The 26,442-nt window shown below is 57.7% G+C and carries 26 protein-coding genes; 6 read left to right on the forward strand and 20 right to left on the reverse strand.

The window, feature by feature from the left end:
* Positions 1-7 precede the first annotated feature (7 nt).
* From ACP15U_RS14735 to folD, 4 genes are all read left to right on the forward strand, one after another.
* Positions 8-583 (forward strand): MOSC domain-containing protein, encoded by a 576-nt coding sequence (locus tag ACP15U_RS14735; RefSeq protein WP_425045911.1) that lies wholly within the window; start codon positions 8-10, stop codon positions 581-583.
* 176 nt (positions 584-759) lie between these two features.
* Entirely contained in the window at positions 760-2,436 is a 1,677-nt protein-coding gene (locus tag ACP15U_RS14740) for a formate--tetrahydrofolate ligase (RefSeq protein WP_425045912.1), read from the forward strand.
* Positions 2,437-2,532: 96 nt separating this feature from the next.
* Positions 2,533-2,811: a chorismate mutase gene (locus tag ACP15U_RS14745; RefSeq protein ID WP_425045913.1), complete on the forward strand. Its 279-nt coding sequence runs from the start codon at positions 2,533-2,535 to the stop codon at positions 2,809-2,811.
* 82 nt (positions 2,812-2,893) lie between these two features.
* The gene (gene folD, locus ACP15U_RS14750) at positions 2,894-3,796 is read left to right on the forward strand and encodes a bifunctional methylenetetrahydrofolate dehydrogenase/methenyltetrahydrofolate cyclohydrolase FolD (RefSeq protein WP_425045914.1); all 903 of its coding nucleotides are present in this window, start codon (positions 2,894-2,896) and stop codon (positions 3,794-3,796) included.
* Between the two features lie 8 nt (positions 3,797-3,804).
* Here the strand turns inward: folD and ACP15U_RS14755 are convergent, their stop codons facing one another.
* Positions 3,805-4,212 carry a PaaI family thioesterase gene (locus ACP15U_RS14755; RefSeq protein ID WP_425045915.1) on the reverse strand — a complete coding sequence of 136 codons (408 nt, stop codon included), beginning with the start codon at positions 4,210-4,212 and terminating at the stop codon, positions 3,805-3,807.
* 310 nt (positions 4,213-4,522) lie between these two features.
* Here ACP15U_RS14755 and ACP15U_RS14760 point away from each other — a divergent pair, with 310 nt between their 5' ends.
* Positions 4,523-5,095 carry a LytTR family DNA-binding domain-containing protein gene (locus tag ACP15U_RS14760; RefSeq protein WP_425045916.1) on the forward strand — a complete coding sequence of 191 codons (573 nt, stop codon included), beginning with the start codon at positions 4,523-4,525 and terminating at the stop codon, positions 5,093-5,095.
* A 9-nt stretch (positions 5,096-5,104) separates the two neighbouring features.
* Here ACP15U_RS14760 and pdeM read toward each other — a convergent pair whose 3' ends face one another.
* The 16 genes from pdeM to ACP15U_RS14840 form a co-directional block, all read right to left on the reverse strand.
* Complete coding sequence (gene pdeM, locus ACP15U_RS14765; protein WP_425045917.1) at positions 5,105-5,770, reverse strand: ligase-associated DNA damage response endonuclease PdeM; 666 nt, start codon at positions 5,768-5,770, stop codon at positions 5,105-5,107.
* A gap of 41 nt (positions 5,771-5,811) precedes the next feature.
* Positions 5,812-8,226 carry a ligase-associated DNA damage response DEXH box helicase gene (locus ACP15U_RS14770; protein WP_425045918.1) on the reverse strand — a complete coding sequence of 805 codons (2,415 nt, stop codon included), beginning with the start codon at positions 8,224-8,226 and terminating at the stop codon, positions 5,812-5,814.
* A 72-nt stretch (positions 8,227-8,298) separates the two neighbouring features.
* The gene (locus ACP15U_RS14775) at positions 8,299-9,606 is read right to left on the reverse strand and encodes an ATPase (RefSeq protein WP_425045919.1); all 1,308 of its coding nucleotides are present in this window, start codon (positions 9,604-9,606) and stop codon (positions 8,299-8,301) included.
* 154 nt (positions 9,607-9,760) lie between these two features.
* Entirely contained in the window at positions 9,761-10,255 is a 495-nt protein-coding gene (locus ACP15U_RS14780) for a prepilin peptidase (protein ID WP_425045920.1), read from the reverse strand.
* A gap of 4 nt (positions 10,256-10,259) precedes the next feature.
* Complete coding sequence (locus ACP15U_RS14785) at positions 10,260-11,108, reverse strand: tetratricopeptide repeat protein (RefSeq protein WP_425045921.1); 849 nt, start codon at positions 11,106-11,108, stop codon at positions 10,260-10,262.
* Positions 11,109-11,138: 30 nt separating this feature from the next.
* Positions 11,139-11,741, reverse strand: coding sequence for a tetratricopeptide repeat protein (locus ACP15U_RS14790; RefSeq protein WP_425045922.1), 603 nt, complete (start codon positions 11,739-11,741; stop codon positions 11,139-11,141).
* An 11-nt stretch (positions 11,742-11,752) separates the two neighbouring features.
* Positions 11,753-12,727, reverse strand: coding sequence for a type II secretion system F family protein (locus ACP15U_RS14795; RefSeq protein WP_425045923.1), 975 nt, complete (start codon positions 12,725-12,727; stop codon positions 11,753-11,755).
* Between the two features lie 10 nt (positions 12,728-12,737).
* Positions 12,738-13,706 carry a type II secretion system F family protein gene (locus tag ACP15U_RS14800; RefSeq protein ID WP_425045924.1) on the reverse strand — a complete coding sequence of 323 codons (969 nt, stop codon included), beginning with the start codon at positions 13,704-13,706 and terminating at the stop codon, positions 12,738-12,740.
* A gap of 8 nt (positions 13,707-13,714) precedes the next feature.
* Positions 13,715-15,154 carry a CpaF family protein gene (locus tag ACP15U_RS14805; RefSeq protein ID WP_425045925.1) on the reverse strand — a complete coding sequence of 480 codons (1,440 nt, stop codon included), beginning with the start codon at positions 15,152-15,154 and terminating at the stop codon, positions 13,715-13,717.
* Between the two features lie 22 nt (positions 15,155-15,176).
* Positions 15,177-16,415, reverse strand: coding sequence for an AAA family ATPase (locus tag ACP15U_RS14810; protein WP_425045926.1), 1,239 nt, complete (start codon positions 16,413-16,415; stop codon positions 15,177-15,179).
* A 195-nt stretch (positions 16,416-16,610) separates the two neighbouring features.
* Positions 16,611-17,237, reverse strand: coding sequence for an OmpA family protein (locus ACP15U_RS14815; RefSeq protein ID WP_425045927.1), 627 nt, complete (start codon positions 17,235-17,237; stop codon positions 16,611-16,613).
* A gap of 19 nt (positions 17,238-17,256) precedes the next feature.
* A complete protein-coding gene (locus tag ACP15U_RS14820) occupies positions 17,257-18,681 on the reverse strand; it encodes a type II and III secretion system protein family protein (RefSeq protein WP_425045928.1) in 1,425 nt (474 codons plus the stop codon).
* Positions 18,682-18,884: 203 nt separating this feature from the next.
* Complete coding sequence (gene cpaB, locus ACP15U_RS14825; RefSeq protein ID WP_425045929.1) at positions 18,885-19,742, reverse strand: Flp pilus assembly protein CpaB; 858 nt, start codon at positions 19,740-19,742, stop codon at positions 18,885-18,887.
* A 180-nt stretch (positions 19,743-19,922) separates the two neighbouring features.
* Positions 19,923-20,099: a hypothetical protein gene (locus ACP15U_RS14830; protein WP_425045930.1), complete on the reverse strand. Its 177-nt coding sequence runs from the start codon at positions 20,097-20,099 to the stop codon at positions 19,923-19,925.
* Positions 20,100-20,189: 90 nt separating this feature from the next.
* Positions 20,190-20,369 carry a hypothetical protein gene (locus tag ACP15U_RS14835; protein WP_425045931.1) on the reverse strand — a complete coding sequence of 60 codons (180 nt, stop codon included), beginning with the start codon at positions 20,367-20,369 and terminating at the stop codon, positions 20,190-20,192.
* Between the two features lie 382 nt (positions 20,370-20,751).
* On the reverse strand, positions 20,752-20,931 hold the full coding sequence (locus ACP15U_RS14840) for a hypothetical protein (protein WP_425045931.1): 180 nt from the start codon (positions 20,929-20,931) through the stop codon (positions 20,752-20,754).
* 348 nt (positions 20,932-21,279) lie between these two features.
* Between ACP15U_RS14840 and ACP15U_RS14845 the strand changes: the two genes are divergently transcribed.
* Positions 21,280-22,101, forward strand: a complete 822-nt coding sequence (locus ACP15U_RS14845) for a lytic transglycosylase domain-containing protein (RefSeq protein ID WP_425045932.1) — start codon at positions 21,280-21,282, stop codon at positions 22,099-22,101.
* A gap of 132 nt (positions 22,102-22,233) precedes the next feature.
* On the opposite strand, the gene ACP15U_RS14850 is transcribed toward ACP15U_RS14845, so the two are convergent.
* The 3 genes from ACP15U_RS14850 to topA form a co-directional block, all read right to left on the reverse strand.
* Positions 22,234-22,857, reverse strand: a complete 624-nt coding sequence (locus ACP15U_RS14850) for a 3-oxoacid CoA-transferase subunit B (protein ID WP_425045933.1) — start codon at positions 22,855-22,857, stop codon at positions 22,234-22,236.
* 2 nt (positions 22,858-22,859) lie between these two features.
* Positions 22,860-23,564, reverse strand: coding sequence for a CoA transferase subunit A (locus ACP15U_RS14855; RefSeq protein ID WP_425045934.1), 705 nt, complete (start codon positions 23,562-23,564; stop codon positions 22,860-22,862).
* Between the two features lie 202 nt (positions 23,565-23,766).
* Complete coding sequence (topA, locus tag ACP15U_RS14860; protein ID WP_425045935.1) at positions 23,767-26,388, reverse strand: type I DNA topoisomerase; 2,622 nt, start codon at positions 26,386-26,388, stop codon at positions 23,767-23,769.
* Positions 26,389-26,442 lie beyond the last annotated feature (54 nt).

A 26,442-nucleotide genomic window follows, 5' to 3' on the forward strand; every position in this document is an offset into this window, starting at 1 on the left:
GCAGACAATGCCAGTATTGAAAGAAAGCGGATATGCGGCCGAAATCGTCTGGCTGGGCCGGGTTCCCGCTGGCGAGTCACTAAGGGCGGAACCCGTTCAGAAGCTGGACCTGAGCTTCGCCGGGGTCGCCGGTGAACAACATGAAGGAGACACACGGCCGTCCTGTGTTCGTGTCCGCAATCTGTATCCCGAGGGCACGGAAATCCGCAACACACGGCAGCTGTCCGTGCTTTCCGAAGAAGAGATGAAAGCCATCGCCTCGGAAATGGGGATGGCAGAACTCAATCCAAGTCACCTTGGTGCAAGTCTTGTAGTGAAAGGAATTCCAGATTTCACTCACGTTCCACCGGCATCGCGATTGCTTGGCCCGGATGGGGTAGCCTTGACCATCGACATCGAAAACCGCCCCTGCGTGTTTCCCGGACGTGAAATAGAAGCGGATCACCCGGGGCACGGGCCATCGTTCAAACCCGCTGCAGCCGGACGGCGGGGTGTCACTGCGTGGGTGGAACGGCCAGGCCGGCTGAAGCTCGGGGACAGTCTGACGCTGTTCATCCCGGATCAGCGCGCCTGGCAGCCCTGAAGGTGCGGATTCGGAACTAAAATTTCCGATCCGAAACACCAGAAACCAACCCACGACGCTTCGCAGCGGGAATATGTCGCAATTCACATCCTTGTCAGAGAAGCCTGCCGCTATGGGTGAGGCGGTGTCGGAGACGTTCCGGCAACGTGAAGGAACACTTCCAGGGAGCGCGCGACATGAGTTACAAATCGGATATTGAGATTGCCCGCGAGGCCAACAAGAAGCCAATTCAGGAAATTGGCGCCAAACTTGGCATCGACTCCGAACACCTTCTTCCATTCGGTCACGACAAGGCCAAGGTCAGCCAAGAGTTCATCAATTCAGTCCAGGACCGCCAGAATGGCAAGCTGATCCTTGTTACGGCGATCAACCCGACGCCGGCCGGCGAAGGCAAGACCACCACTACCGTGGGACTTGGCGATGGGCTTTGCGCGATTGGCAAGAAAGCTGCGATCTGTATCCGTGAAGCTTCGCTTGGCCCGAATTTCGGTATGAAGGGCGGAGCGGCCGGGGGCGGTTACGCACAGGTCGTTCCGATGGAGGATATGAACCTTCATTTTACCGGTGATTTTCACGCGATCACGTCGGCGCACAATCTGCTCAGCGCCATGATCGACAATCATATCTATTGGGGCAACGAACTGGAAATCGACGAGCGGCGTGTGTCTTGGCGCCGGGTACTTGACATGAACGACCGGGCACTGCGCGACATGGTGACGTCGCTTGGTGGTGTTGCCAACGGTTTCCCGCGCCAAACCGGGTTCGACATCACCGTTGCCTCGGAAGTCATGGCGATCCTCTGTCTTTCCCGCGATCTGGAAGATCTGCAAATGCGGTTGGGTGACATGATTGTTGCCTATCGCCGTGATCGCTCTCCGATCTATTGCCGTGATATTCAGGCTGATGGAGCGATGACGGTCCTGCTCAAGGATGCCATGCAGCCGAATATCGTGCAGACGCTGGAGAACAATCCCGCCTTCGTGCACGGCGGTCCATTTGCTAATATCGCGCATGGGTGCAACTCGGTGATTGCGACAACAACAGCGCTTAAGCTGGCAGATTACGTTGTCACTGAGGCCGGTTTCGGGGCTGATCTGGGCGCCGAAAAGTTCATGAACATCAAGTGCCGCAAGGCCGGACTGGCGCCCGACTGCGTCGTTCTGGTTGCGACGATCCGTGCGATGAAGATGAACGGCGGTGTGGCCAAGGCCGATCTGGGGGCTGAAAATGTCGATGCTGTCCGGGAAGGCTGTGCCAACCTGGGACGACATATCGGCAACCTCAAGCAGTTTGGTGTGCCCGTCGTTGTGGCGATCAACCATTTCGTCACCGATACCGATGCCGAAGTTCAGGCGGTCAAGGACTACGTTGATACACAGGGGTCCGAGGCAATCCTTTGCACGCACTGGGCCAATGGGTCCAAGGGCACCGAGGAACTTGCGACCCGCGTGGCCGAGATCGCAGATTCCGGGGTCAGCCAGTTCGCGCCGCTCTATCGCGACGATCTCGGCCTCTTCGACAAGATCGAGCGGATCGCTACGTCGATTTATCGCGCCGAAGAGGTTCTGGCCGACAAGAAAATCCGTGATCAGCTGAAACAGTGGGAAGACGCAGGTTATGGCCATCTGCCGGTTTGTATGGCCAAGACGCAGTACTCCTTTTCGACGGACCCAAGCCTGCGCGGCGCGCCGACCGGTCATTCGGTTCCGATCCGCGAAGTGCGTTTGTCTGCAGGAGCGGGCTTCGTAGTGGTGATCTGCGGTGAAATCATGACCATGCCGGGTTTGCCACGAACACCGGCGGCGGAAAACATCCGCATCAACGAAGAAGGCTTGGTCGAGGGCTTGTTCTAAGTCGCACGATCCGCCATCCAGCAGCCTGAGACTATCAATCAGGCTGCTGGAGACAGGATGAAGGAAACTCGAAAAAGACCGCAGGATTGTGCATCGATGGCCGAGCTTCGGGTGGAAATCGATGAACTGGATCGGGAATTGGTGAAAACGCTGGCAACGCGGGCCGGATATATCGACAGAGCCATTGAACTGAAAGTGATAGAGGGCTTGCCGGCAAACATCCCTCAGCGCGTCGAGCAGGTTGTGAGAAACGTCCGTGATCGCGCAGACAACTACGGTTTGGATCCGGATCTGGCTGAACAACTGTGGCGCAGACTGATCGATTGGTCGATTGCCAGGGAAGAACAGGTGTTGGGTTGCTGCGAAATCCCGTGACGGGACAGATCCTGCGCCAAAAACAGACGAAACGATGCAGGGTGCCGAGACCCGTGCAGAAATCTGAAGGAGAGGACGAGAAATGAGTGCGCAGGTTATCGACGGAAAGGCATTTGCGGCCACGGTTCGGGCAAAGGTTTCAGAACAGGTGGCCAAGCTGAAGGAAGAGCAGGGGATCACCCCTGGACTGGCGGTTGTTCTTGTCGGTGAGGATCCGGCCTCACAGGTCTATGTGCGCTCCAAAGGCAAGCAGACGGTCGAAGTTGGCATGAACTCTTACGAGCACAAGCTGGATCCGGATACAGCTGAGGCGGATCTCCTGGCATTGATCGACACGCTGAACAACGACCCGGCGGTGCATGGTATTCTGGTGCAATTGCCGTTGCCCGGGCATCTGAACGAAGATCTGGTGATCAATGCCATAGACCCGGCCAAGGATGTGGACGGGTTCCACATTTCCAACGTTGGTCTGCTGGGCACCGGCCAAAAATCGATGGTGCCCTGCACTCCGCTGGGTTGTCTCATGATGCTGCGCGACCATCATGGAAGCCTTTCTGGTCTGGACGCCGTGGTGATCGGGCGGTCGAACATCGTGGGTAAGCCGATGGCGCAACTTCTGCTTGGCGACAGCTGCACCGTGACTATCGCCCATTCGCGTACCAAGGATCTGCCCGAGGTGGTGCGCCGCGCGGACATTGTTGTTGCCGCAGTAGGTCGGCCGGAGATGGTTCCGGGCGAGTGGATCAAGCCTGGCGCCACTGTTATCGATGTGGGCATCAACAGGATCGATGCACCGGAAAAAGGCGAAGGTAAGACACGCCTTGTTGGCGACGTGCATTATCCGAGCGCCGCGGAATTCGCTGGCGCGATTACCCCGGTTCCGGGTGGCGTCGGCCCCATGACGATTGCCTGTCTTCTGGCCAATACTCTTACGGCGTGTTGTCGTGCAAACGGTCTTTCTGAACCCGAAGGGCTGACGGCCTGACCCATAGCCTAGATGGGGACCGGGATCATGGTGCCTTGCAAGACTGCGACTAAGGTTTCCCGGTTGTCCTCGATGGCATAAACCTCGGCGGACACCACGATCAGCCGCCGGCCGGGTTTCAGCACCCGACCGGTCGTCCGCATCAGGTCGCCGCGACCCGGTGCCAGAAGGTTTATCTTGTTTTCCGCAGTCATCACCTCCTGATCCTCCGGCATCAGGGTCAGCGCGGAGTAACCGGCCGCTGTGTCACCCAGCGCAAAGGCCAGCGCTGCGTGCGCGACACCTTGCTGCTGGCGGCTTCCTTCGAGGATCGGGGCGGAGATAATCACCGACCCTTCCTCTACCAGGTCGATCTTGGCGCCAAAGGTTGCCATCATGCTCTGCCGGGAGAAGCTTTCCGTAATCCTTTGTTCCATCAAGTTTCCCTTCTTGAGCGTGTACCAGATTTAGATGCAGCGTTTACCAGATCGCAAAGTTTTGAGCTTTCGCTATTGGAGCCGATGCCCCGCCTGCGATAGTAAGAGAGGTGGAAGAGATTATTTTGCCTGAATTATTATGCGGCAACGGTTTTTGAAGACGCGCAGCAGGAGTGTTTTTCAGGGAGCGCTGGCGGTTTGGCTGCTTTTTTCCTTGATGTTCGCCCTGGCTGGACCCTTTGGCAGCTTCGCCCTGCCATTTACGGAGCGGCTGGTCTATTGGCTTTTGCTCCTTGGCGGAGCCGGAGTCGTGACACAAGCCAGCGGCTTTCTGGTTAACCGTACAGGGCAAAGTTGGCACCCTTTGGCTGCCGGCGCATTGTCGGTTGCGGTGATATCGCTGTTGCTATCGCCCTTTTGTTGGGGTGTTACATGGGCCATGTCCGAGCCGGGGCCTCAGGATGATCCGTCACTGATTGGTGTGTCGCAATATGTTGTGGTGATGGCGACCGGTTTGCTGACAGCGCGGGGTTTTCTGACCGAAAGAAAATCCCCGCCCGAAACGGCTGAACAGCCGCGTCTGCTGCGCCGCTTGCCCGCTGATTTCGTCGGACCGGTTTTGCGCCTCACTGTGCGGGACCACATGGTCGAAGTCTTTGGGCCAGAGCACGCGTCAGAAATCCGTCTGAAATTCACAGACGCGATTGCCGAAATGGAGCCGGTCGAGGGGTATTGCACCCATCGGTCCCATTGGGTTACGCGAGAAGCCATCGCCGGCATCGAGAGATCAGGTAGCAAGATCCACATTTTGCTCAGCAATGGGGATCGGATTCCGGTTAGTCGCACCTACAAACCCGGTTTGGAACAGGCCGGTATCCTGTAACTGGCGCGCTCAGGTCCGGGGCATCGGCATGGCAAGGGGCTTTGCGCCAGTAAGAATGGCGATCGCTTCGGGGCGCATGATGTCACTCAGTACTGCTTCGTCACTACGTAGCCCGCCTGTATAGGTCCCATAGGCCGGGAGAACCACACGATCGGGATCAGCCAGAAACGCCGGCCGGGTGATGGATCGGGCGCGGGTTCGCAGCCTGACCTTGGGGTGGTAGTGCCCCGAAATCTCGCCGCTTGCACCGGGCTTCGCAATGTGTCGGAAGGTCAGTGGTGCAAGCGGCAGTTCTGTCAGATGGGTGCCGCCCAGATCGACAGGGCCGGGATCGTGATTGCCCTCGATCCAAACCCATCTGCGCCCGGCCTGCATCTTTGTGATCCACATTTTTTCATCATCCGGCAAGGAAAACGCGGCTTCGGTGTCGTCAAAGCTGTCGCCTAGACAAATTACTACCCGCGCATTCGTTTTCGACAGATCAGCTGCGAGCCGGGTCAGGGTGTCCCGGGTTTCATACGGAGGCAAAGGAGCGCCTCCGCGCCGTGCGATGCGCTCGGCTTTACCCAGATGAAGATCGGATACGCAAAGCAGCTCTTTTTCGGGCCACCATAGAGCTCCGGAACCGAGCGCGCGCAAGTCTGTTCCGGCAAGAGTGACGGAAAGTTCGTTCATGTTGTGTTCCTCGCCGATCACGGGCTTGATTGCAAGCGGCATCATTCCATTGCGGCCAACCCCGAACTTTCCATCAGACGTTTGGTTTCTTCTGCGAGAAGCCGTTCCTCCGCAGCGCCCTGAACCGGAACTTTGCCGACTTCGAGAAACAGTGGCGCGGCAAGAGGCGTGACCCGCTTGAGCCTGTGGAGATCAATCCTGTTGCCAACCCGTGCGATCATCTCTTCGATCCGGCCAAAATCCACCAAACCGCGCAAAGCCTCGGTGCGCGTGATCTGCATCAATACGTGTTCCGGGTCGTATTTCAGCAAGGTGTCATAAAGAATGTCCGAGGAAAACGTCGCCTGCCTTCCGGTCTTTTTCTGCCCCGGCAGGTTGCGTTCGATCAGCCCGGCAATTGTTGCCGAAACGCGAAAGGTGCGCTTCATCACCGCGTTGCCTGCCAGCCATCCGTCCAGCCCCTGACGCAGAGCATCGATATCAAACAGGGGCGCGGCATCATTTAGCGGATCCAGCCCCCAAATCAGAGTGGCATAGTCGGTCGATACGAACCCCAACGGATGCAAACCGGTTTCTTCCATGCGTTTGGTCAGCAACAGCCCAAGCGTCTGTTGCGCATTGCGACCGGCGAAACCATAAACGCAAACATGTTCTCTCCCATCGTGTGGAAAGCTTTCAATCAGAAGCCTCCCAGATTGTGGGAGTGAGGAGACTTCGTTCTGAAGACGCAACCAATCCGCTGTATGCTCGGGAAGAGATGACCAATCCTGACGGGCGAACAGGTCGAGAATTCGCGCGCTGAGATGGGTGGATGTCGCGAATTTTGTTCCTGAGAACGTTGCGATCTTGGGATTTCGGGCCGCATCGCGGCTGACCTCGACGGTCATTTCCCGCAACCCTTCGTATCGTACGATCCGACCGCCGATCAGGAAAGTGTCTCCCGGCGTGAGCGAGGCAGCGAAACTCTCTTCAACTTCCCCCAACGGCTTGCCGCCTCGGTTTCGTTTCATTCTGACCTTGAGAAGATCGGCATCCTGAATTGTGCCGATGTTCATGCGTATTCGCTGTGCGCTGCGGGGGTCTCTCAACTGCCATTTCCCGTCAGGTCGCTGCAACAGCCGCTGCCATCGGTCATAAGCCCGGAAGGCGTATCCGCCTGTCGCACAGAACTCCAGGCAGGCATCAAAATCCTTGCGGCTCAGGTCCACATACGGACCGGCGCTGCGCATTTCCTCGAACAACTCGGTCGCGTCAAAAGGGCCGGCACATGCTGCAATCAGGATATGCTGGCACAGAACGTCCCGGGGGCCAGGGCCACGGGGATCACCGTCAAGCTCACGCGCCTTGACGGCTTCGAGCGCCGCCAGGCATTCAACCACCTCGAACCGGTTGGCCGGCACCAGCAGTGCCTTGGAGGGGGCATTGTAACGATGGTTGGCTCGCCCGATCCGTTGCACAAGCCGTTTGACGTTCTTTGGTGCTCCGATCTGGATCACGAGATCCACGTCGCCCCAATCAATGCCAAGGTCAAGCGACCCGGTGCAGACCACGGCGCGCAGTTGACCGCGCACCATGGCGGCTTCGACCCTCTCTCGCTGCGCCCTGTCCAAAGAGCCGTGATGAACTGCAATCGGCAAGCCTTCTTCGTTGGCAAGCCAAAGATTGTGAAAGAAAATCTCAGCCTGAGCCCTTGTATTGTGAAAAATCAGGGTGGTCTTGTGGCGGCGGATCTGCTCGAGAACGGCGTCGATAGAATAGGCCGCCCCGCCTCCCGCCCAAGGAGGCTGTTGAGCGGTCTGCAGCATTGAAATGTCCGGATCGGGGCCGGGGTCGGCGACCAGCACATTGCAGGGATCCGGGTGCCGGGCGAGAAACCGGGCAATTGCTTCGGGGTCCTCGACCGTCGCCGACAGCCCAACGCGTCGCAGACCAGGGCAGATCGTCTGCAACCGTGCCAGCGACAACATCAACTGATCGCCCCGTTTGCTTTCGGCAAGCGCATGTATTTCGTCCACGATCACGCGTTGCAGTCCGGAAAATGTTCGATCCGCATCCTCGTAGGATGTCAGCAGAGCAAGGCTTTCAGGAGTTGTTAGCAGGATATGAGGCGGATCGGCGCGCTGTCGTTTTTTTCGGGTGGCAGAGGTGTCGCCGGTTCGATCTTCGATCCGAATTCCGAGATCAAGTTCTTCGGCCGGAGCGCGAAGATTGCGTTTGATATCCGCCGCCAACGCCTTGAGTGGCGAAACATAAAGCGTGTGCAGGCCCTCATGTGCTCCGTCCGCCAGTTCCGCCAGCGTGGGCAGGAAACCGGCCATGGTTTTGCCGCCGCCTGTGGGCGCAATCAACAATGTCACCGGATCACCGGCGCGTTGCAGCATGTCCTTCTGGTGCGGATGCAAAGACCAGCCCCGGTCGGAGAACCACCCAGCAATGGAGGACGGCAAAGATGTCATCGCCCCGGTCTACAGCAATTTGCACCCGAGTGGATGGAGAAACGCGAATTTTGACTGACCTGTGGGGCCCCGTTACTTCACAATCTCTTCGTCTTTGACGAACATGTTTGCCCATGCGCGATCGATAAGCTCGGGGCTCATCTGGTATGGGATGCCCTCAAATTCGCAAATTGAGATCATCTGATCGATCAGGAAGATCGGTTGGTAGTTTGCATAAACGTTGTCGATTGTCGGGTATTTGACCTTCAGAAGATGAATAAGCGCAGTCTCATCAAGCGGGATGCCCTTCTTTCGGGCCACCAGCGCAAAGATCTTGAGGAAGTTCTCTTGGCTGGGCCCGTCGATTTTGATCTTGAAGAAGATCCGGCGCAGCGCCGCTTGGTCAAAGATCTCGTTAGGGTGAAAGTTGGTCGAAAAGATCACCAGCGTGTCGAACGGAACCTCGAATTTTTCGCCCGATTGCAGGCCGAGAATGTCTTTGCCTTCTTCCAAAGGTACAATCCATCGGTTGATCAGCGCCTGCGGTGGTTCGGCCTGGCGGCCAAGGTCGTCGACGATGAAGATACCGCCGGTGGATTTCAATTGCAGCGGCGCCTGGTAGGTGCGGGCGGTCGGGTTGTAGACCAAATCCAGCATCGACAGCGAAAGTTCGCCCCCGGTGATAACGGTAGGACGCTCGCAGCAGACGTAGCGGGAATCGTAGCGGCGCACGCGGCGCAAACTATGCGGGTCGTCGACCTCATCGGGCAAAGCATTGTGAACGATGGGATCATAAACGGTAATGACCTGTCCGGAATACTCGATAGCACGCGGAACATAGACCTTGTCACCAAGAGCATCTCGAATCCCGTTTGAAATTGAGGACTTACCGTTCCCGGGCGGGCCGTACATCAGAATGGATCGCCCGGCGCTGACCGCAGGGCCGAGATGGTCGAGCAGGCTGTCGGGCAGAACAAGGTGCCCCATCGCATTGGTCAGTTGATCGCGGGTGACCTGAATATTCCGGATTGATTGGCGCTTGACCTGTTCGCGGTAGACTTCCAGCGGAACCGGCATGGCCCCAAAGTACTCCGACTGGCTCAGTGCATCCAGCGCCCGCGCTCGGCCGGCGTCTGTCAGCTGATAGCCCATTTCATTGCCGTTGTTGGCATTCAGCGTCCCGGTTGCTTCGAGCAGTTTCTGTTCGCGGGCCATGTCCACAAGTTCTTGCGTTACCGACCCGGGCAAGCAAATGGCCTTGGCAATATCGCTGACCATGTCCACGTTCTTGCGAAACATTGTCTTGAGCAGAATGTCCCGCATCATCACGATGGGCAGCTGCATTTCCGCCATGCCCTTCGGGGGGGGCGGAGCCATCACGGAAGTGGTGTGCATGTTCATGGGTCGGACCTGTAAATTGTTCAGGGACAAACCGAGGCATCAGCCCCGAAAGTCTGCGAAGTTGCTCTTTGCAGCAGTTTCTCAGGCCAATGTGGCAAATGAAGGGCATGTGTTTGGCCTGACCGGGGATCAAGCTATTCCCATTCAATGGCAGTTATTGCCCCAATAAGGCGGCCAGAATGAGATACAGTGCCAGCGTTGCGCCTAGGCAGAGCCCCATCGGGAACTTCTGGCCCGTGCTCCAGCTTTTCCAATGCGGAGCGATCTGGCGCAACCCGGTATGCTTGGCCAACCGGTGTGTTGTAAACGCAGCCAGCGTGCTGGCGCAAAGAATCATGATCACGACCAGCATGTCCGGCGGCGCGATGAACCCGGCCGCGGCGGCAATGAATTTGGCATCGCCTGCGCCCATTGCTCCGCCGGCGTTTAGGAGTATGCCGATAACCAGCATGACCGCCATGCGAATGACGCCCATGCCGTAGTCGGGCAGGGGCAGCACAAACGGGCCAACAACAAGATAGACCACCGCCAGCGCGATTACGGCCTGGTTGGTGATGCGCATTTCCCGCAGATCCGTGAAAGCCACGTAATAGCAGAGCGGCAGCACGAATGGCAGGAACCACAACGCAGCCGTTTGCGACAGCGCCATTAGATCAGCCGTTCTCCAGCGCCCGCAGACTGCGGACAGCTTCTTCGAAGTGCTGGGGGTGGGTGTTGATTGCTTCGCGCAGCAGCCCCTTGCCGGTTTCGACGTCGCCTTGCTTCACGGCCGATAAGGCCATCGTATGCAGCAACAGCGCCCGTTCAGATTGAGCCATCGGCACAACCGGAAGATCATATTTGCGCTGTGCGCCACGGGCCAGAACCATGTTGTTCTTGGCGGTGAACATGGTGGGATCCTGTCGGATTGCATCGCCAAAGAGGCGCTCTGCACCAGAGTAATCGCCACGCGTCAGTTTGGAATATCCCCAGTTGTTCATGACACCGGCGGGTTTTGTCGTCAGACCCACGGCAGTTTCATAGAAACTGTCCGCAGTTTTCCATTCCTTGTTGGCGTCGGCAACCATCGCCTCGAGCCGGTAACGCTTGAATGTCTCATGGGTGGGCGGAACCTTGTCGAGCGTCGCCTCAGCTTTTTCCCAGTCGCCGTTGCGGATCAGTGCATCGGCATACTCCACCTGATCGGCCGGGGTTGCCCCCTCCATTCCAGCGACTTTCGCCCAAGATGCCACACCTTCGGTCGTGCGCTTGGCCCGGATCTGCGAAAACGCCAGACCGCGCTGAAGGTCGATCCGGTCGGGATCGCTCTTGATCGCGCGCGTGAAGTAATCGATTGCCTCGTTCGGGTCAGCAACCGTCAGCATCACGTCGTTGAGGTTGTTCTCATCCACGACATTGACGTCCTGAAAGGCCTTTTCGACGGCCTCGTCGCCGGTATCAGTGCAGGCCGAAAGGGTCAGCCCGCCAATCAGAATTGCCGGAATCAAGGTAAGGTGGCGCATTGTGTGCGTCCTTTACTGCTCTTGCCTCGGTCACGGTGTCTTACGGATCAGGAATTGGGTACTGCCCCGCCGCACCAGTTTATAGTCTTGTTGCTCTGAGCCGACATTAGCAGGATTTTCCGAATTTGCGAGTGCTAAGCGAAGATTGTTCCTGATTGAGTCACTTTCGCCATTGTCGAGCGCATAGGCCCGGCGAAACATGTGCTCGGCCTCCTGCGATTTCCCGCGTTCCATTAGGACCACGCCAAGGTTGTTCCATGCTTCGGGCCATTCCGGAGACTGTTCGACGGCCCGGCGCAGCATGTCTTCGGACTGCCCCAGTCGCCCAAGGCCCAGGTTGGCGGTGCCCAGCCCGGTCAGGATTTCTGGGGTCATGCCTTTTTGCAAAGCGGCACGGGTGTAGGCGTCCAGTGCAAGCTCATATTCGCCAGCTGCCATCAATCGATTGGCGACCTGCTCCGGATCCGCACCCTCTTTGCGGATGTCGACACCGGGCGCGAGGCTTTCGGCTTCCGCCAGCGCCTCTTCGGTCAGGCTCTGCTCCTGAGTGCACGAAACCATCGCCGCGCATGCGGCGATGGTCACAAGAATTTGTCTGAACGGTGCGGTCAGCGCCCCACCTGGCGGTTTCATTTGGTATCTGCTCACATACTGCCCAGGTTCGCGATGTTGTTTGCCGATGGGCCGACCAGGATGATCAGCAGCGGCGGAACCGTCAGCATCATTGTGGCAAGGGTCATTTTCGTTGGCAACTTGTTTGCAGCCTCTTCGGCACGCATTACCCGCTTATCGCGCATTTCACCCGCATAGACCCGGAGTGCTTCGGCAATCGAGGTGCCGAACTGCGCCGATTGGATCAGAACCGTCACAAAAGAGGATACATCCTGCACACCGCACCGCGTTCCCATGTCGCGCAGCACCTTATCCTTGTCTTTGCCTGCTTTCATTTCATAGGCGACGACTTCGAATTCATCGGCCAGCGCGGGGTAGGAGGCCCTGAGTTCGCGGGCAACCCGCACAATGGACTGGTCGAGAGACTGGCCCGCTTCGACGCAGACAAGCATCATGTCGAGCGAGTCCGGGAAGCCGGCGGTGATCTCTTCGGTGCGGGATTGCACGCGGCGGTTGACCCAGTATTTCGGAAGCATATACCCAGCCCCGCCCGGCCCGATGGTGTACATGACCATCTGCTGGGTATCCATCGCATCGCCGGCACCCAGCACGGTGACGTAAACCACCCCGCCGAGCAGGCCAATGATACCCAGGGCGAACTGGGCGAAATGGAACATCCGCACTGCGTCTTTGGACTGATAGCCGGCTTGGGTCAGCTTTAGCTGGATTGCGGACAATTCATCCGCGTCCTTGGGTTCAAGGAAGTTGGCGAATTTTTCCAGCTGCTCATTGCGGCCACCTTGGCGCAGCCGCTCCTTTTGCGGCTTTTTCTTAGGTTCACCTGTCTGGCTGCGCTTCAGCTTTTTGAGCGGATCTTCGGGCTGATTGAGCATCGCCGGAATGGTTAGAAGGATCATGAACATTCCAAGGATGCCAACCACGATCAGCGGGCCGAAATCCCCGAGATGTGAGGTGAGAAAATCGTTTATCTGGGTCAGAATTTCCATGACGTTCTCCTCAAACCTTGATGTTGGTGAGCCAGCGCATGACGATCAGGTTGATGGTCAGCATGATACCCACAATGAAGCAGCACGGGATGAAGTAGGGGTGATCAAGCACCTCATCGTAGTAACCGGGGTCCTGCACCAGAATCACGATCAACGACAGGATCGGGAAGGCCGACAGGAACTTGCCAGACCATTGGGCTTCGGCGGTGATGGCCTTGACCCGACGGAACAGGCGGAAGCGGGCGCGGATCACCTTGGCCAATCCGGCCAGAACCTCGGCCAGGTTACCACCCGACTGCTGCTGGATCGTCACTGCGACGGACAGGAAACGCAGATCCTGCATATCCAGCCGCTCGGCCATTTCCTTCAGTGCTTCGCCCACATCGCGGCCATAAGCGGCTTCGTCGGCGATAATCCCAAACTCGGTGGCGATGGGATCCTCGACTTCTTTGGACACGATTTGAATTGCCGAGGAGAAAGGGTGGCCGACACGCAACGAACGAACCATCAGTTCCACCGCGTCAGGCAATTGCTCCGACAACATGTTCATCCGGGTCGTGGCCTTCTTGTTGACCCACATGTAGACCGCTCCGACGCCAATTCCGACCGATGCAAGCACGCGCACCGGGGTTTCGGTTTCAGTCCCGATGGACAGCCCGATGAAGGCGATGAAGGCCAGACCAATCATGATCATGATCAACTGGCGCGGCGTGAAAGCAATTGCCGCTTTTTGGGCTTTTTCGGCTAGCAGTGAATACAGCGGAATCGAGGTCGATTTCATGTGCTGCTGCATTTCTTTGCGCAGCTGCTCCAAGACCTGTTCGCGGCCCGCACCCTTGTCGAGCATCTCGAGCCGGCGGTTCACTCTGCTGTTCAGGCTGATGGATTTGCCAAAGGCAACCAGATAGATCCCCTCGACGAGCACCAGCACGCCGACAAAGATCAGTCCATAGATGATTGGTTCTGCACTAAGTTCCATGGATCACCTCACATGGTTGTCGGTTCGTAGATGGAAGCGGGCAGGTCATACCCCCACATCCGGAACCGTTCGGAATAGTGGCTGCGCACACCGGTCGCGGTGAAGTGACCGATGATCTTGTTGTCGGGTGTCAGGCCAACACGCTGATAGCGGAAGATTTCCTGCATCGATATCACGTCACCTTCCATGCCGGTAATCTCGGTAATCGAGGTCATTCGGCGCGATCCGTCCTGCAGGCGGCTGGCCTGCACGATCAGGTTTACAGCGCTGGAAATCTGGCTGCGCACCGCTTTCAGAGGCATTTCGATACCGGCCATCGCAATCATATTCTCCAGACGGCTGACACCGTCACGGGCACTGTTGGCGTGAATCGTTGTCATCGAACCGTCGTGGCCGGTGTTCATGGCCTGCAGCATGTCGATCACTTCCTCGCCGCGGGTTTCGCCGACGATGATGCGGTCCGGGCGCATCCGCAGGGCGTTTTTCAGACAGTCGCGCGGGCTGACCTCGCCTTTGCCCTCGACGTTGGGAGGGCGGCTTTCCATTCGGCCCACATGGGTCTGCTGCAGCTGGAGTTCCGCCGTATCCTCGATCGTGAGGATCCGCTCGGCGTCGTCGATAAAGCTGGACAGGGCGTTCAATGTTGTCGTCTTACCGGAGCCGGTACCACCCGACACGATGACGTTCAGACGGGTCGAGACGGCCGCCTGAAGATAGGCAGCCATTTCTTCGGTGAAGGCACCGAATTGTACCAGATCGTCGATACCCAGCTTGTCCTTCTTAAATTTTCGAATGGAAACAAGTGAGCCGTCGACGGCAATCGGCGGGACCATGGCGTTGAAACGGGAGCCATCGGCCAGGCGGGCGTCGACATAGGGGTTCGATTCATCTACGCGACGTCCAACGGCCGAAACGATCTTGTCGATGATCCGCAGCAGGTGCTTTTCATCCTTGAAAGTGATGTCACTGATTTCCAGTTTGCCGTTGCGCTCGACAAAAATCTGCTGTGGACCGTTGACTAGGATATCGCTGACTGTTTCGTCCTGAAGCAGGGTTTCCAGCGGGCCTAATCCGGTGACCTCGTCGTAAAGTTCCTTGTTGATGGTCTGGCGATCTTCGCGGTTCAACACCACGCCTTTGTCTTCCAGCAACTCACCAGCAATCGTGCTGATCTCCTGTCGCAGTTCCGCTTCGGAGGCATGTTCAAGGGCGGCCAGATTGAGGTTTTCCAGAAGCTCGCGATGAAGCTGAATCTTGATGTCGCCCAAGCGCTCCTTGCGCTTGCGCTCCCGGTCTTGAGGAACCGCTTCGGCCCCCCGTTTGGGCGTAGGTTTACGCAGCGAAGCCGCCTGTTGGGGCGCTTCGGCGGGCTTTACCTCTGCAAGATGCGTGACATTGTCGACCTTCTCTTCAACTACTTTGGCCGGCTTTTTGTATTTGGAAAACATACCTTAGACCCCCTTTTCCTGCTCAAGCCGCCTGGGCTTCGCTTTGACCAAGCTCGTTGATCGATTGCGCAAGTTTGGCGATCTCCCGACGCAATGGGTTCTTTGCGGCAGATGATGCCAGAGGAAGCCCATGGTCGTTGCCCTGTGTGACCTGTTTGCCGCCATCAGGAAGTTGCAGGTCAATCGAGATACCGAGGCTTTCGCCCATACGCTTCACCCGGCTCTTGCCGCTGAGGTCGGTGAATTTCGGCGCCCGGTTCAACGCAAAGCGGAGTTTGTTGAAGGGCAGGTCCTCGGATTGCAGTGCGCGTTTCATGCGCAAGGCGTTCTGGGCCGAACGCATGTCGAGCTCGATGAGCGCGAAATAGACATGCGCTGCCTGCAGCACGGTCTCGGACCATTGCACCAACGTCTTGGGCATGTCGATCACGACATAGTCAAAATGACTGCGGGCCATATCGACGACACGCTGAATATCCTCAGGCGTGATCAGATCCAGCGGCACCATGTCGGATGGCGCGGTTAGGACCTGAAGCTTGTCTTCGTAGCTCAGCAGAGCCTGGCCAAACACTTCTTCGTCCATGTTGTCGGTTTCCGACAGCATCTCAAAAACGGCCTCGCGGCGCGGCAGGTCAAGATAGGTTGAGATCGAGCCGTATTGCAGATCAAAATCAAGCAGGCAAACACTTGGGGACTCATCGCCCGAAAGAGTGGCCAGTTCCCACGCAAGGTTTACCGCGAGCGTTGTCGCGCCGCTGCCGCCGGCTAGTCCATGCACGACAATGACGGCGCCCTCTTTTGAGGTGCCAGATTTCAGCTGATGCGTGTTCTGGGTCTGCTCAGCGCGCTGCGGTTCGGGCGCACTGACACGATCAATCGCCATCTGCAATTCTTGCTCGGGCAGGGGGTAGGGGACAAACTCATCCGCGCCCTTGCGCAACAATTGATGCAGTGACGCTGGTGTGACGTCCTCGGCGATCAGGATCACCTTGATGCCTCGGCTTTTGGCCTGAGTGATGATCTCGCCCATGAGCACGAGGTTGTCCTCGTCCTCGCCGTCCAGCGCCAATGCGACGAACTCAAGACTTTCCGCTTCGGGCTGCCCGAAAAAGGCCAGCGCCTCGGCGAACCCGAGATCGCCCCAGGCCTCACCCATCGCGGTTTCCATATCTTCGATCAGAAGATCGAAATTCTGAACATCCCGGCTGATCGTGCACGCGACGATCGGGTTCGGTTCGGGTTGTGGCATTCCACTGCTCATTGCCTTCATCCTCTACACGGGGCAGAGCGGATGGGCCGAGGTTTTTCCCCTGTGCGCCACCTCGCGGCTGCCGGCGTGCGACTCGGTAACGTCACACGTCTGCTACAGGGTCTAATGTCAGTGGGAAGTTGGGCGAGATTGGGGCTGAAAAGAACCAATTGTTGGGAAATCAGCTACGATCTCGCTTATTGTTTCTTATTCGGTTGCAAAGCCTTCAGAGCCGGTCGACGTGGTGATGCTGCGATATGTTGCGCTTTCCACGTACTCGCGGCGGATAACAGCGGCATACTGACCGTCGAGTTCTGTCGGTTTGCGGCCAATGAAGCCCGATACGCGCGTCACTGTCCGACGATTGCGGCGATCGCGGTCCGTTGTGGCGACGACGGGTTGAGATTCGCCGTAGGAAACCATTGTCTCAAGTCGCGAACGATCGATACCGCGTGCGGCGAAGAAATTGACCACCGCGCGGGCGCGGCGCAGGCCGAGATTCTTGTTGTATGATGGCGATCCGACCGCGTCAGTATGTCCGTAAACGCGGAAGCGAACTTCGGGGAACTGGCGGATCCAGTTGGCTTGCTGTGTCAGAATCTGCTGGGCGGCAGCGTCAAGAACGGCGCTGTCGAAGGCGAAGTTGATGGTATTCGGAACTTCGTTGGCAAATCGTTGATCAAGAATGGCGGCATAGTTCAGTTCGCCGTTCATCATCTGGGTGTTGTTCAGCGTCGCATTGCCGAACGTGCCCATGTCAACTTCGTATCCGGCCTCACGCCCGCAGGCTGAAATCACGAGCGTCAGGCCCAGAGCTGTCCCAAGTTTCCACATCGGTCCCATGTCCTTCCGCTTATTCCATCACATAGCCATAAGAGCCACTGAAGTCTTGCTTGGCGACTTCGCTGGCACCGCTGTTTCCGCCACCGTTGTCGGTGCGGGCGACCCGACCAAATAGGAAGAGGTCGGCTTCGCTGGGCGGTTTGACCCGGTCGGTCGGCAGAGCGAGAGCCTCGCCGCGAGTCGGTGTCACCAGGTGCGCGGTTACGATGATAACAAGTTCGGACTGGCTGCGCTGGAAATCCGCGCTGCGGAACAGGCCGCCAAGTACCGGCACATCGCCGATCCAGGGGAGTTGGGCACTGTTGTCCCGGAAATCATCCTGAATGAGGCCCGCGATCGCAAAGCTCTCACCATCACGCAGTTCAACCGTCGTCGAAGTCTCGCGGCGCGAGAAGGCGTCGATGTCGAAGCCGTTGATCGTGACCGAGGTTGACGGGTCGATTGCCGACACGGCTGCAAGCATTTCGAGGTTGATGATATCGTCATCAACAACACGCGGTACAAACTGCAGCTCGATACCGAAGGGTTTGTATTCAACCGAGAAAAGGCCATCGCGCTGGGCGACGGGAATTGGGTATTCGCCACCGGCGAGGAAGGTCGCTTCCTGCCCGGACAGAGCCGACAGGTTCGGTTCGGCAAGGGTGCGTACAACCCCTTTTTGCTCCAATGCTTCCAGCAACAGGCGAACCTGTACCGATCCGGCAGTGAAGCCGAACAGGAAGGCGCCCGTGTTGGTGTTGGCCAATGGGATGTTTCCGTTCAGGGCGTTTGTCAGTGCGGGCTGTGTGTTCAGGCTGCCGGATCCACCGTTGATGGCGAGATCTGCGCCACCGCCGCTGAGACCGATCGAAGAACTCAGAGCCTTGGTCACCGACCGCTGCATTTCAGCGAAGCGAACTTTCAGCATGACCTGCTGCACGCCGCCGACCGTCATCAGGTTCGAAACGCGCTCGGGTGCATAGCGTTCGGCAAGATCCAGAGCGCGTTGCAGCCGTTGGGTGCTTGAAACCGTGCCGGACAGAACGATCCCGTCATTTGCAGTCCGAACTTCGATTTTTTCGCCCGGCAGGATCTGGCGCAGACGTTCCTTGAATTCGGTCACATCTGCGGCGACACGCACAGTCACGTTGGTGATCAGTTGCCCGGCCGCGTCAAGAAGGGTCAGCGTTGTCAGACCAGGAGACTTGCCCAGCACATAGATTGTGCGATCGGAAAGCGAGGAGATATCGGCGATACCGGGGTTGGCAATGCTGAGCTCCGCAAACGGGACCTCGCTTTCGACAACCACGGCCCGGTTCATCGGTACGTCCAGCGTGGCTTCGGTGCCGCGTTTGACTACGCGAAGCTCTTCGGCTTGCGCGATCGACGTCGCAACAGGTGCACATACTACAGCAAGCCCAAGACAGGCTGCCTTCATCCATTTATTCAATGTCATGTGACCTGCCTCTCCGATCACGCCTCAGGTTCGGGTCTTCTTGCCCGTATTTTTTCACAGTCTGCGTCAGTTCCGGTTTTTTTGCAAGAATCAATGGTTTCCGCCCGAAATCTTATGTGGATAACGGGCAACAATCCCAAAAGGGCCGCGATCGTCTCGCGGCCCCTTGGGAATAAATTGCTGTTTTTGCATCTGATTAGGCATCAGTTGGTGCAGGGGATCGGGATCTCCACGACTTCGGCACCGCGCCGGGTTCGGATCGTACAGACCCTTTCGGCCTGTTTCTCGATCGGTGCTTCGATGTCCGCGAGCCCCAGCAACTTGCGCTGGTCAACCTCGATGACCGAAGCAACAGTGTCATCTTCGGCACCAACCAGCGCCAGCGACAGGCGGCCGGTATTCTGTGCTTGCGCCAGTGTCGCAACCTGCTCGGGGCGGGCGGCAACGGTCACTGTGCGAGCGATGATCGTTCCGTCGATATCGCGGCCGGCGCTCTGGTCAATGGCGATCAGCTCGATGCCGGGCTGAATCATGCGGGTGACCTCACGGCGGGCGCCTTCGAGTTCCTGACCGATACTCCCGGTCCAGTAGACGTCCACCCGGTCGCCCGGACGAAGGAACCCGGAAACACCGGTATCGACGTCCACTTTGATCGCAAAGGCGCGCATGCCCTTTTGCAGGCGCGACGTAATACCGGCGTCCTGTCCGGGTTCCGTCACCTTAACGGCCATGACGGCCTCATCCTTTTCCATCGCGCGAAGCACAACGCGGTGCGGCGGCTTGCCTTCCGGGAAAAGGGCAGCAGATTCTAGAAAGCTACCCTCGGGGATGGCGTTTTCGGGCCAGCTGACTTTGCGGATGTTCTCGAGTGTCAGGCGTTGGCCGTAGCGAAGCGGTTCGTTCGCAACGAACACTTCGACGGTCGGCACAATTTCCTTCTGGCCTGCGCGTTCCTTGGCAAGGGCCGTCTGGTATTCGCCGATATATTTCTTGGCCATCATCACGGCACCGCCCGCGAGGGCGATGCCGACGATTAATACAAGTCCAAATACTGCGCGCATACCGTAACCTTTCCGTTGTCTTTATCCCGGTGGGTCCGGGGTGGGCTGCTCGGCCCGGTCTTTTCAAAATCGTTAACAGGCTATTGTGGCCAAATCTTGGACAATAAGCGGCGTGCCGGTGGCAGGCCTAATCGTTTTGGTTCAACATGCAGGGAAAGCCGCGAAGTTCGATGTTGCGGCTTAGTGCTCCCATGTGCTCATGTAGGTGTTCAAACCGTCGGCCAGGCCGACTGTGGAATCGCTTGTCGCCGAAGCAATCGCGGCACCAAGCACCAGAACCAGTGCGCAGAGAACAACCCAGTCAGCTGTTACGGCGCCGTCTTCGCTTTGGCTGAAACGCAAGAATCGTGAAAACATAACAAACCTCTCAATGGCAGCTTTGAGGCAAAAGGCCGTGCCTTGGGATCCAAGGCACGGCCCCTAATGTCAGGCTAAGCCAAGAGTGACTTAGTTAGGATCCTGCGCTTCGATGAAGGAAGCGGTGGTACCCGTCAGGGCCGACGTGCCGCCCGAGATCGAGGTGTAGGCTGCGCCGCCCAGGGCAACAACGGCCGCGGTCAGCACGACCCAGTCAACAGTCACGGCACCGTCTTCGTCTTTGCGGAAGTTTTTGATGAAGTTCAGCATGGTAGTCCCTCCAAAGGATTTTCAGTTTCAACTATCCCCGCCTGGCTTTCGATCTCGCCTCTCTCTCTCATCGGCAAGAGCCCTGCGCGGCATAAAAACAGCTAACGCTTGGAATTGGGCAGCATTGCGGCCCAAAAAAAGAATTTTCGTGGATGTAAGTAAACAGTTTGTTCACGCTCTTACATGCAAAGAAATAAGGGAAAAATTTTTCTTCAACGCCTGAAGTACGCCCAGAGAGCGTGATGACTGTAACGAATGTGGTGAAAATACGGCGGCATGGAAAATCGGGACAATTAGGTATGTTTGCGCGCCAAGCAAAAAAAACCGCACCCTGAGCAGGGTGCGGTTTCTGTTCCGATGCCAACTCGGGTTGGCGTCAGACTTAGTTCGGGTCTTGCGCTTCGATGAAGGAAGCGGTGGTGCCGGTCAGGGCCGAAGTACCGCCCGAGATCGAGGTGTAGGCTGCGCCGCCCAGGGCAACAACGGCTGCGGTCAGCACGACCCAGTCAACAGTCACGGCACCGTCTTCGTCTTTGCGGAAGTTTTTGATGAAGTTCAGCATGGTAGTCCCTCCAAAAGGATCAAAATGAGTAATTCCACCCCGGCGTCTCTTGTCGAACCCGCTCTCTCTTTTTGGGTCCGTGTCCGTCGCGGCATGGGGGTATATAGCCCTTGACCTGTGGCAGCATTTGGGCCGAAACGTGGATTTTGATGCCCAAATTTAAGGAATTATTCATTTCTCGTTAACGTGCTGATAAGTTTTGATATTTTATTCGCCAAAGATGCGATGCGACCCACATAGCGATGCAACGGTGCTGCAATTTTGGCAAAAGTGACAGATTTCGGCTGGTTTTTCTGGCGTGACAGGGTGGTTTGAGGGACAGTGGCAAAAAAATATTGAGGCAGTCCTATGTATACGCGAGCATTTGCAGCGCGTTTTGGCTTGTGTTGTCTATGTGTGGTGCTTCTCGCGCCCATAACCGGCGTGGCCGAAACCTCTCAATACTATCCGGAGTTCGAAGCCAAGCGAGTGAAACCGCCTGCGCCGGGAACAGCCAAGCGCATCACCGTGCAGATTGACCCCGAGGCGCAGCCAACGCCGCCGCCAAAGGCAAAGCCCAAGCCGGAATCGGAGAAGGAAACGTCACCGGGCCGATATGCATGGTTCTGGGACAAGGTCTCTCCGGGCTTTCAGGGCACTGGGCCGGGGCGTCTGGACGAGGCGCTAATGACTTTAAGCGTGGACGGTGAAATCTCGGCGCCCCGTCTTCAAGCGATGCAGGACATTGCGAAGGCCCGCGGTGTTCCAATTCTGCGCTCGACCGTAGGCACGCAGGTTTCTCCGGCGTTGGTCCTTGCCGTGATTGCCGTGGAGTCGGCCGGCAGGGCGGACGCGGAGTCGAGGGCCGGGGCACAGGGGCTTATGCAGCTCATGCCTGCGACGGCAGAGCGATTTGGTGTAAGCGACAGCTTTGCGGCCGAAGAGAACATCGCCGGGGGTGTCAAATACCTGAACTGGTTAATGGAAGAATTCGGCAGTGACCCGATCCTGGTTCTGGCGGGATACAATGCAGGCGAGGGGAATGTTTGGAACCACAATGGCGTGCCGCCATTTGCGGAAACGCGGGATTACGTGCCAAAAGTTCTCGCGGCGTTTCAGGTGGCAAGAGGCTTGTGCAGCACACCGCCTGAACTGATTTCAGACGGCTGCGTCTTTACTGCTATGAACTGAATTTGGTGAAATGGGTTGGTTCTTGGCCGAAGAGCCTCCATCAACCCAGGCCACATCAGCGAAACACTATTGATAGTCAGGGCGGACAGGCACTTGGGTGTGATGCCTGCCCGTTTTTTCATTCCCGGCCGATCAGAGGACGGTTGCCTCGGTCGCGGCCCGGAGTTCCTCTTCGGTCACGCCATCGGCGGTTTCGACAATCTTCAGACCGCCTTCAACAACGTCAAGAACGCCGAGGTTGGTGATGATGCGATCCACCACGCCCTTACCGGTAAGCGGCAGAGTGCATTCCTTCAGAACCTTGGAGTCGCCGTGCTTGTTGGTGTGGTCCATGACTACCACCACCCGGCCGACACCCGCCACCAGGTCCATTGCACCGCCCATGCCTTTGACCAGCTTGCCGGGAATCATCCAGTTGGCAAGATCGCCGTTTTCGGCAACTTCCATTGCGCCAAGTATGGCGGCCGCGATTTTGCCGCCGCGGATCATGGCAAACGAGGTCGCGCTATCGAAATAGGCGGTCCGGGCCAGTTCGGTGATGGTTTGTTTGCCGGCATTGATCAGGTCGGGGTCTTCGTCACCTTCATAAGGGAACGGGCCCATGCCAAGCATGCCGTTTTCCGACTGCAAGGTGATATCTTTGTCGCCCACATAGTTTGCCACAAGCGTCGGTATCCCGATGCCGAGGTTCACATACATGCCGTCTTCGAGCTCTTCTGCCGCACGTGCGGCCATTTGATTGCGGTCCCAGGGCATGTTCAGGCCTCCTCACGTGTGCGGATGGTGCGTTGTTCAATGCGCTTTTCGTGGTTGCCCTGAATTATGCGGTTCACATAGATGCCGGGCAGATGGATGGCGTCCGGGTCAAGTTCGCCGCGCGGCACGATTTCCTCGACTTCGGCCACGCAGATCTTGCCGCAGGTTGCCGCGGGAACATTGAAGTTCCGCGCCGTTTTGCGGAAAATCAGGTTTCCGGTGTCGTCCGCTTTCCATGCCTTGATGATGGAGAGATCCGCAAAGATGCCTTCTTCGAGGATGTAGGTCTCGCCGTTGAAGTCTTTGTGCTCTTTCCCTTCGGCAATCACGGTACCGACACCTGTTTTGGTGTAGAAACCGGGAATACCTGCACCGGCGGCACGCATGCGCTCGGCCAGTGTGCCCTGTGGCGTGAACTCGAGCTCCAGCTCTCCACTGAGATACTGGCGCATGAATTCTGCGTTCTCGCCGACATAGGACGAGATCATCTTTTTGACCTGCCGGGTCTGAAGCAGGATGCCGATGCCAAAATCGTCGACCCCGGCGTTGTTCGAGGCAAAGGTCAGATCCTTGGCGCCAGATTTCTTGATGGCTTCGAGCAGCAGTTCCGGTATACCGCAGAGGCCGAACCCTCCTGCGGCGACCAGCATTCCGTCCTGCAGGATGCCGTCGAGCGCCTCGTCGGCGTTCGCATAGACTTTCTTCATGGAAAACTCCCCCAATGACTTGGTGATGCGCCGGTTTTGCCGTTGCGTCAGGGTGAAGTCAATGAAGCGGGAGCGGAGAAGGTATTTCTACCTAAACTAATTGCGGCCCAACCCGAAGCGGCAGCAGAAATCAAATCGCAACCGCGTCGTTATTAGGGATTCGACGGGCTTGCGGAGCACATTTATGGTGAGGCGCTAAGCTTTACGCTTCGCTGGCCTTTGCCGCCTTTTTCTTTGCAGTGGTCTTTTTGGCCGCGGCTTTTTTCTTGGTGCCCTTCTTGGCAGCCTTTTCCGCAATGAGGTTCAGCGCCATCTCAAGTGTCACGTCACCGGGTTCCACCCCCTTTGGCAACGTCGCATTTATCTTTTCCCATTTTACATATGGGCCATAGCGACCGTCGAGCACATTAATCTGCCCGCCATCGGGGTGATCACCGAGTTCCTTGAGTGGTTTCGCGGCAACGGCACCGCGACCACGGGGATTGGCGCGTTTTTCAGCCAGCAGTTCGACCGCTCGGTTCATGCCGATCTCGAACACATCGCCGGGATCTTTGAGGTTTGCGTAGACCGGTTTGGCCTCCTCCGGCAGCTGATGCATAATATAGGGACCGAAGCGTCCGAAATTGGACGAGATCATCCCACCTTCGGGATGTTCCCCGATCTGGCGTGGCAGGCTGAGCAAGGTCAAAGCTTTTGCAAGGTCCATGTCGTCCTTGCTCCAGCCGCGCGGTAGTGAGGCGCGAGGCGGTTTCTTGTTCTCGGGCGTTGGCTCGCCGCGTTGCACGTAAGGACCAAACCGTCCGGATTTGAGCCAGATTTCGTCGCCGGCATCTTCCCCCAGCAGTCGTTCATCGCCCTCGGCGCCTTCACCCGCAATGGGGCGGGTATATGTGCATTCGGGATAATTCCCACAGCCGACAAATCCGCCGGTGCGCGACGTCTTGAGGTGCAATTGTCCGGTCCCGCATTTCGGGCAGACACGCGGATCAGTGCCATCTTCGCGCGGCGGGTAGAGTTGAGGCGCCAGCGCCTCGTCCAGCCTGTCGAGCACTTCGGAGATCCTCAGTTCCGAGGTTTCTCCGATCGCGGCAGAGAAATCACGCCAGAACCGGCCCAGCAGATCCTTGTAGTCGCGGTCGCCTGCGCTCACGTCATCAAGCTGCTCTTCGAGATTGGCCGTGAACTCATAGCCAACATATTGCCGGAAGAAGTTCAGCAGGAAGATGGTGACGATGCGCCCCTTTTCTTCGGGGATCAGGCGGTTCTTGTCTTTTCTGACATACTCCCGGTCCTGAATGGTGGTCACGATTGAGGCATAGGTCGACGGCCGGCCAATTCCCAGCTCCTCCATGCGTTTGACCAATGTTGCCTCGGTATAGCGCGGCGGCGGTTGCGTATGGTGCTGCAAGGCCAGAACCGCATTGTTCTCGGACAGGATAGCCGCACCGCCCTCTCGGGCTTTTGCAGCCTGACCGGCCAAGCCGGATGCAGAAAAGGCAGCTGGTTCACCCTGGGAAATCTGTGGCAGACGTTTGTCGTCATCGTCGACGACATCGTCTCGGCCTTCTTCGTAGACCCGCATGAAGCCATCGAACAATACAACCTGCCCGGTGGCCCGAAGTCCGACTTGGCCGTCATCGGACCCGATCTCGACCGTCGTGCGCTCCAGACGCGCTGCGGCCATCTGGCATGAGATGGTGCGCTTCCAGATCAGGTCGTAGAGTTTGCGCTGATCCTCGTCGGTCAGCTTCAGATCCTTGGCGTCCCGGGTCATGTCGGTGGGACGGATACACTCGTGCGCTTCCTGAGCGTTCTTCGCCTTGTTCTTGTACATGCGCGGAGAGTCCGGAACATACGCTTCCCCATAGCGATCCTTGATCGCATCGCGGGTTGCCATCACAGCCTCGGGGGCCATGTCAATGCCGTCAGTCCGCATATAGGTGATGTATCCGGCTTCATAGAGACGCTGCGCGGTACTCATCGTCTGACGTGCGCCCATCCCGAATTTGCGGCTGGCCTCCTGCTGTAGGGTCGACGTCATGAAAGGTGCGGACGGATTGCGGTTGGCGGGCTTTGCCTCGACCGACTGAACCTTCAGCGCCCGGCTGACAATCGCCTGGACTGCCAGCTCTGCTTGGGTGGAGTTTTCAAGATCCATCTTGTCCAGCTTCTCGCCAGCGAGACGAGTCAACCGGGCTTCAAATGTTTGGCCGCGCGGGGTTTCCAGCAGGGCTTTGACAGACCAGTATTCAACGGGTTTGAACGCCTCGATTTCCATCTCGCGCTCGACAATCAGTCGCAGGCAGACAGACTGCACCCTGCCCGCGGACCGTGCCCCAGGCAGCTTTCGCCAGAGCACTGGCGAGAGGTTGAAGCCGACCAGATAGTCGAGCGCGCGGCGCGCGAGATAGGCTTCGACCAGTGGCATGTCCACCTGTCGCGGGTGCTTCATCGCATCCGCGACCGCATCCTTGGTAATCGCGTTGAAGGTGACTCGGCTGACCGGCGTATCCTTTTTGATCGAGCGGCGCTTGGTCAAAGCTTCCTGCAGGTGCCAGCTAATCGCCTCTCCTTCGCGGTCGGGGTCGGTCGCGAGAATCAGTGCATTGTCTTCTTTAAGGGCGTCCGCGATGGCTTTGACGTGCTTTCGGCTGTCATTGCCGACCTCCCACTTCATCGCGAATTCGTCTTCGGGATCGACGGATCCGTCTTTGGGCGGCAGATCGCGCACATGTCCGTAAGAGGCCAGTACCGTGTAGTCGGGGCCGAGATACTTGTTGATTGTCTTTGCCTTGGCCGGGGATTCTACAACTACAACTGGCATTTAATGATCAACCTCATTCGACGGATACGGCGGGCTCTATGGCGGGGCAACATG

Origin of the sequence: Primorskyibacter sp. S87 (assembly GCF_049801055.1) — a bacterium.
In the GTDB taxonomy this organism is placed as follows: Bacteria; Pseudomonadota; Alphaproteobacteria; order Rhodobacterales; family Rhodobacteraceae; genus JBNAGF01.

What these genes read in the sequence shown, in the direction of transcription:
- ACP15U_RS14735 (WP_425045911.1), top strand. Translation starts at nt 8, where the DNA reads ATGCCAGTATTGAAAGAAAGCGGATATGCGGCCGAAATCGTCTGGCTG.
- ACP15U_RS14740 (WP_425045912.1), top strand. Translation starts at nt 760, where the DNA reads ATGAGTTACAAATCGGATATTGAGATTGCCCGCGAGGCCAACAAGAAG.
- ACP15U_RS14745 (WP_425045913.1), top strand. Translation starts at nt 2,533, where the DNA reads ATGGCCGAGCTTCGGGTGGAAATCGATGAACTGGATCGGGAATTGGTG.
- folD (WP_425045914.1), top strand. Translation starts at nt 2,894, where the DNA reads ATGAGTGCGCAGGTTATCGACGGAAAGGCATTTGCGGCCACGGTTCGG.
- ACP15U_RS14755 (WP_425045915.1), bottom strand. Translation starts at nt 4,212, where the DNA reads ATGGAACAAAGGATTACGGAAAGCTTCTCCCGGCAGAGCATGATGGCA.
- pdeM (WP_425045917.1), bottom strand. Translation starts at nt 5,770, where the DNA reads ATGAACGAACTTTCCGTCACTCTTGCCGGAACAGACTTGCGCGCGCTC.
- ACP15U_RS14770 (WP_425045918.1), bottom strand. Translation starts at nt 8,226, where the DNA reads ATGACATCTTTGCCGTCCTCCATTGCTGGGTGGTTCTCCGACCGGGGC.
- ACP15U_RS14775 (WP_425045919.1), bottom strand. Translation starts at nt 9,606, where the DNA reads ATGAACATGCACACCACTTCCGTGATGGCTCCGCCCCCCCCGAAGGGC.
- ACP15U_RS14780 (WP_425045920.1), bottom strand. Translation starts at nt 10,255, where the DNA reads ATGGCGCTGTCGCAAACGGCTGCGTTGTGGTTCCTGCCATTCGTGCTG.
- ACP15U_RS14785 (WP_425045921.1), bottom strand. Translation starts at nt 11,108, where the DNA reads ATGCGCCACCTTACCTTGATTCCGGCAATTCTGATTGGCGGGCTGACC.
- ACP15U_RS14790 (WP_425045922.1), bottom strand. Translation starts at nt 11,741, where the DNA reads ATGAAACCGCCAGGTGGGGCGCTGACCGCACCGTTCAGACAAATTCTT.
- ACP15U_RS14795 (WP_425045923.1), bottom strand. Translation starts at nt 12,727, where the DNA reads ATGGAAATTCTGACCCAGATAAACGATTTTCTCACCTCACATCTCGGG.
- ACP15U_RS14800 (WP_425045924.1), bottom strand. Translation starts at nt 13,706, where the DNA reads ATGGAACTTAGTGCAGAACCAATCATCTATGGACTGATCTTTGTCGGC.
- ACP15U_RS14805 (WP_425045925.1), bottom strand. Translation starts at nt 15,154, where the DNA reads ATGTTTTCCAAATACAAAAAGCCGGCCAAAGTAGTTGAAGAGAAGGTC.
- ACP15U_RS14810 (WP_425045926.1), bottom strand. Translation starts at nt 16,415, where the DNA reads ATGAGCAGTGGAATGCCACAACCCGAACCGAACCCGATCGTCGCGTGC.
- ACP15U_RS14815 (WP_425045927.1), bottom strand. Translation starts at nt 17,237, where the DNA reads ATGTGGAAACTTGGGACAGCTCTGGGCCTGACGCTCGTGATTTCAGCC.
- ACP15U_RS14820 (WP_425045928.1), bottom strand. Translation starts at nt 18,681, where the DNA reads ATGACATTGAATAAATGGATGAAGGCAGCCTGTCTTGGGCTTGCTGTA.
- cpaB (WP_425045929.1), bottom strand. Translation starts at nt 19,742, where the DNA reads ATGCGCGCAGTATTTGGACTTGTATTAATCGTCGGCATCGCCCTCGCG.
- ACP15U_RS14830 (WP_425045930.1), bottom strand. Translation starts at nt 20,099, where the DNA reads ATGTTTTCACGATTCTTGCGTTTCAGCCAAAGCGAAGACGGCGCCGTA.
- ACP15U_RS14835 (WP_425045931.1), bottom strand. Translation starts at nt 20,369, where the DNA reads ATGCTGAACTTCATCAAAAACTTCCGCAAAGACGAAGACGGTGCCGTG.
- ACP15U_RS14840 (WP_425045931.1), bottom strand. Translation starts at nt 20,931, where the DNA reads ATGCTGAACTTCATCAAAAACTTCCGCAAAGACGAAGACGGTGCCGTG.
- ACP15U_RS14845 (WP_425045932.1), top strand. Translation starts at nt 21,280, where the DNA reads ATGTATACGCGAGCATTTGCAGCGCGTTTTGGCTTGTGTTGTCTATGT.
- ACP15U_RS14850 (WP_425045933.1), bottom strand. Translation starts at nt 22,857, where the DNA reads ATGCCCTGGGACCGCAATCAAATGGCCGCACGTGCGGCAGAAGAGCTC.
- ACP15U_RS14855 (WP_425045934.1), bottom strand. Translation starts at nt 23,564, where the DNA reads ATGAAGAAAGTCTATGCGAACGCCGACGAGGCGCTCGACGGCATCCTG.
- topA (WP_425045935.1), bottom strand. Translation starts at nt 26,388, where the DNA reads ATGCCAGTTGTAGTTGTAGAATCCCCGGCCAAGGCAAAGACAATCAAC.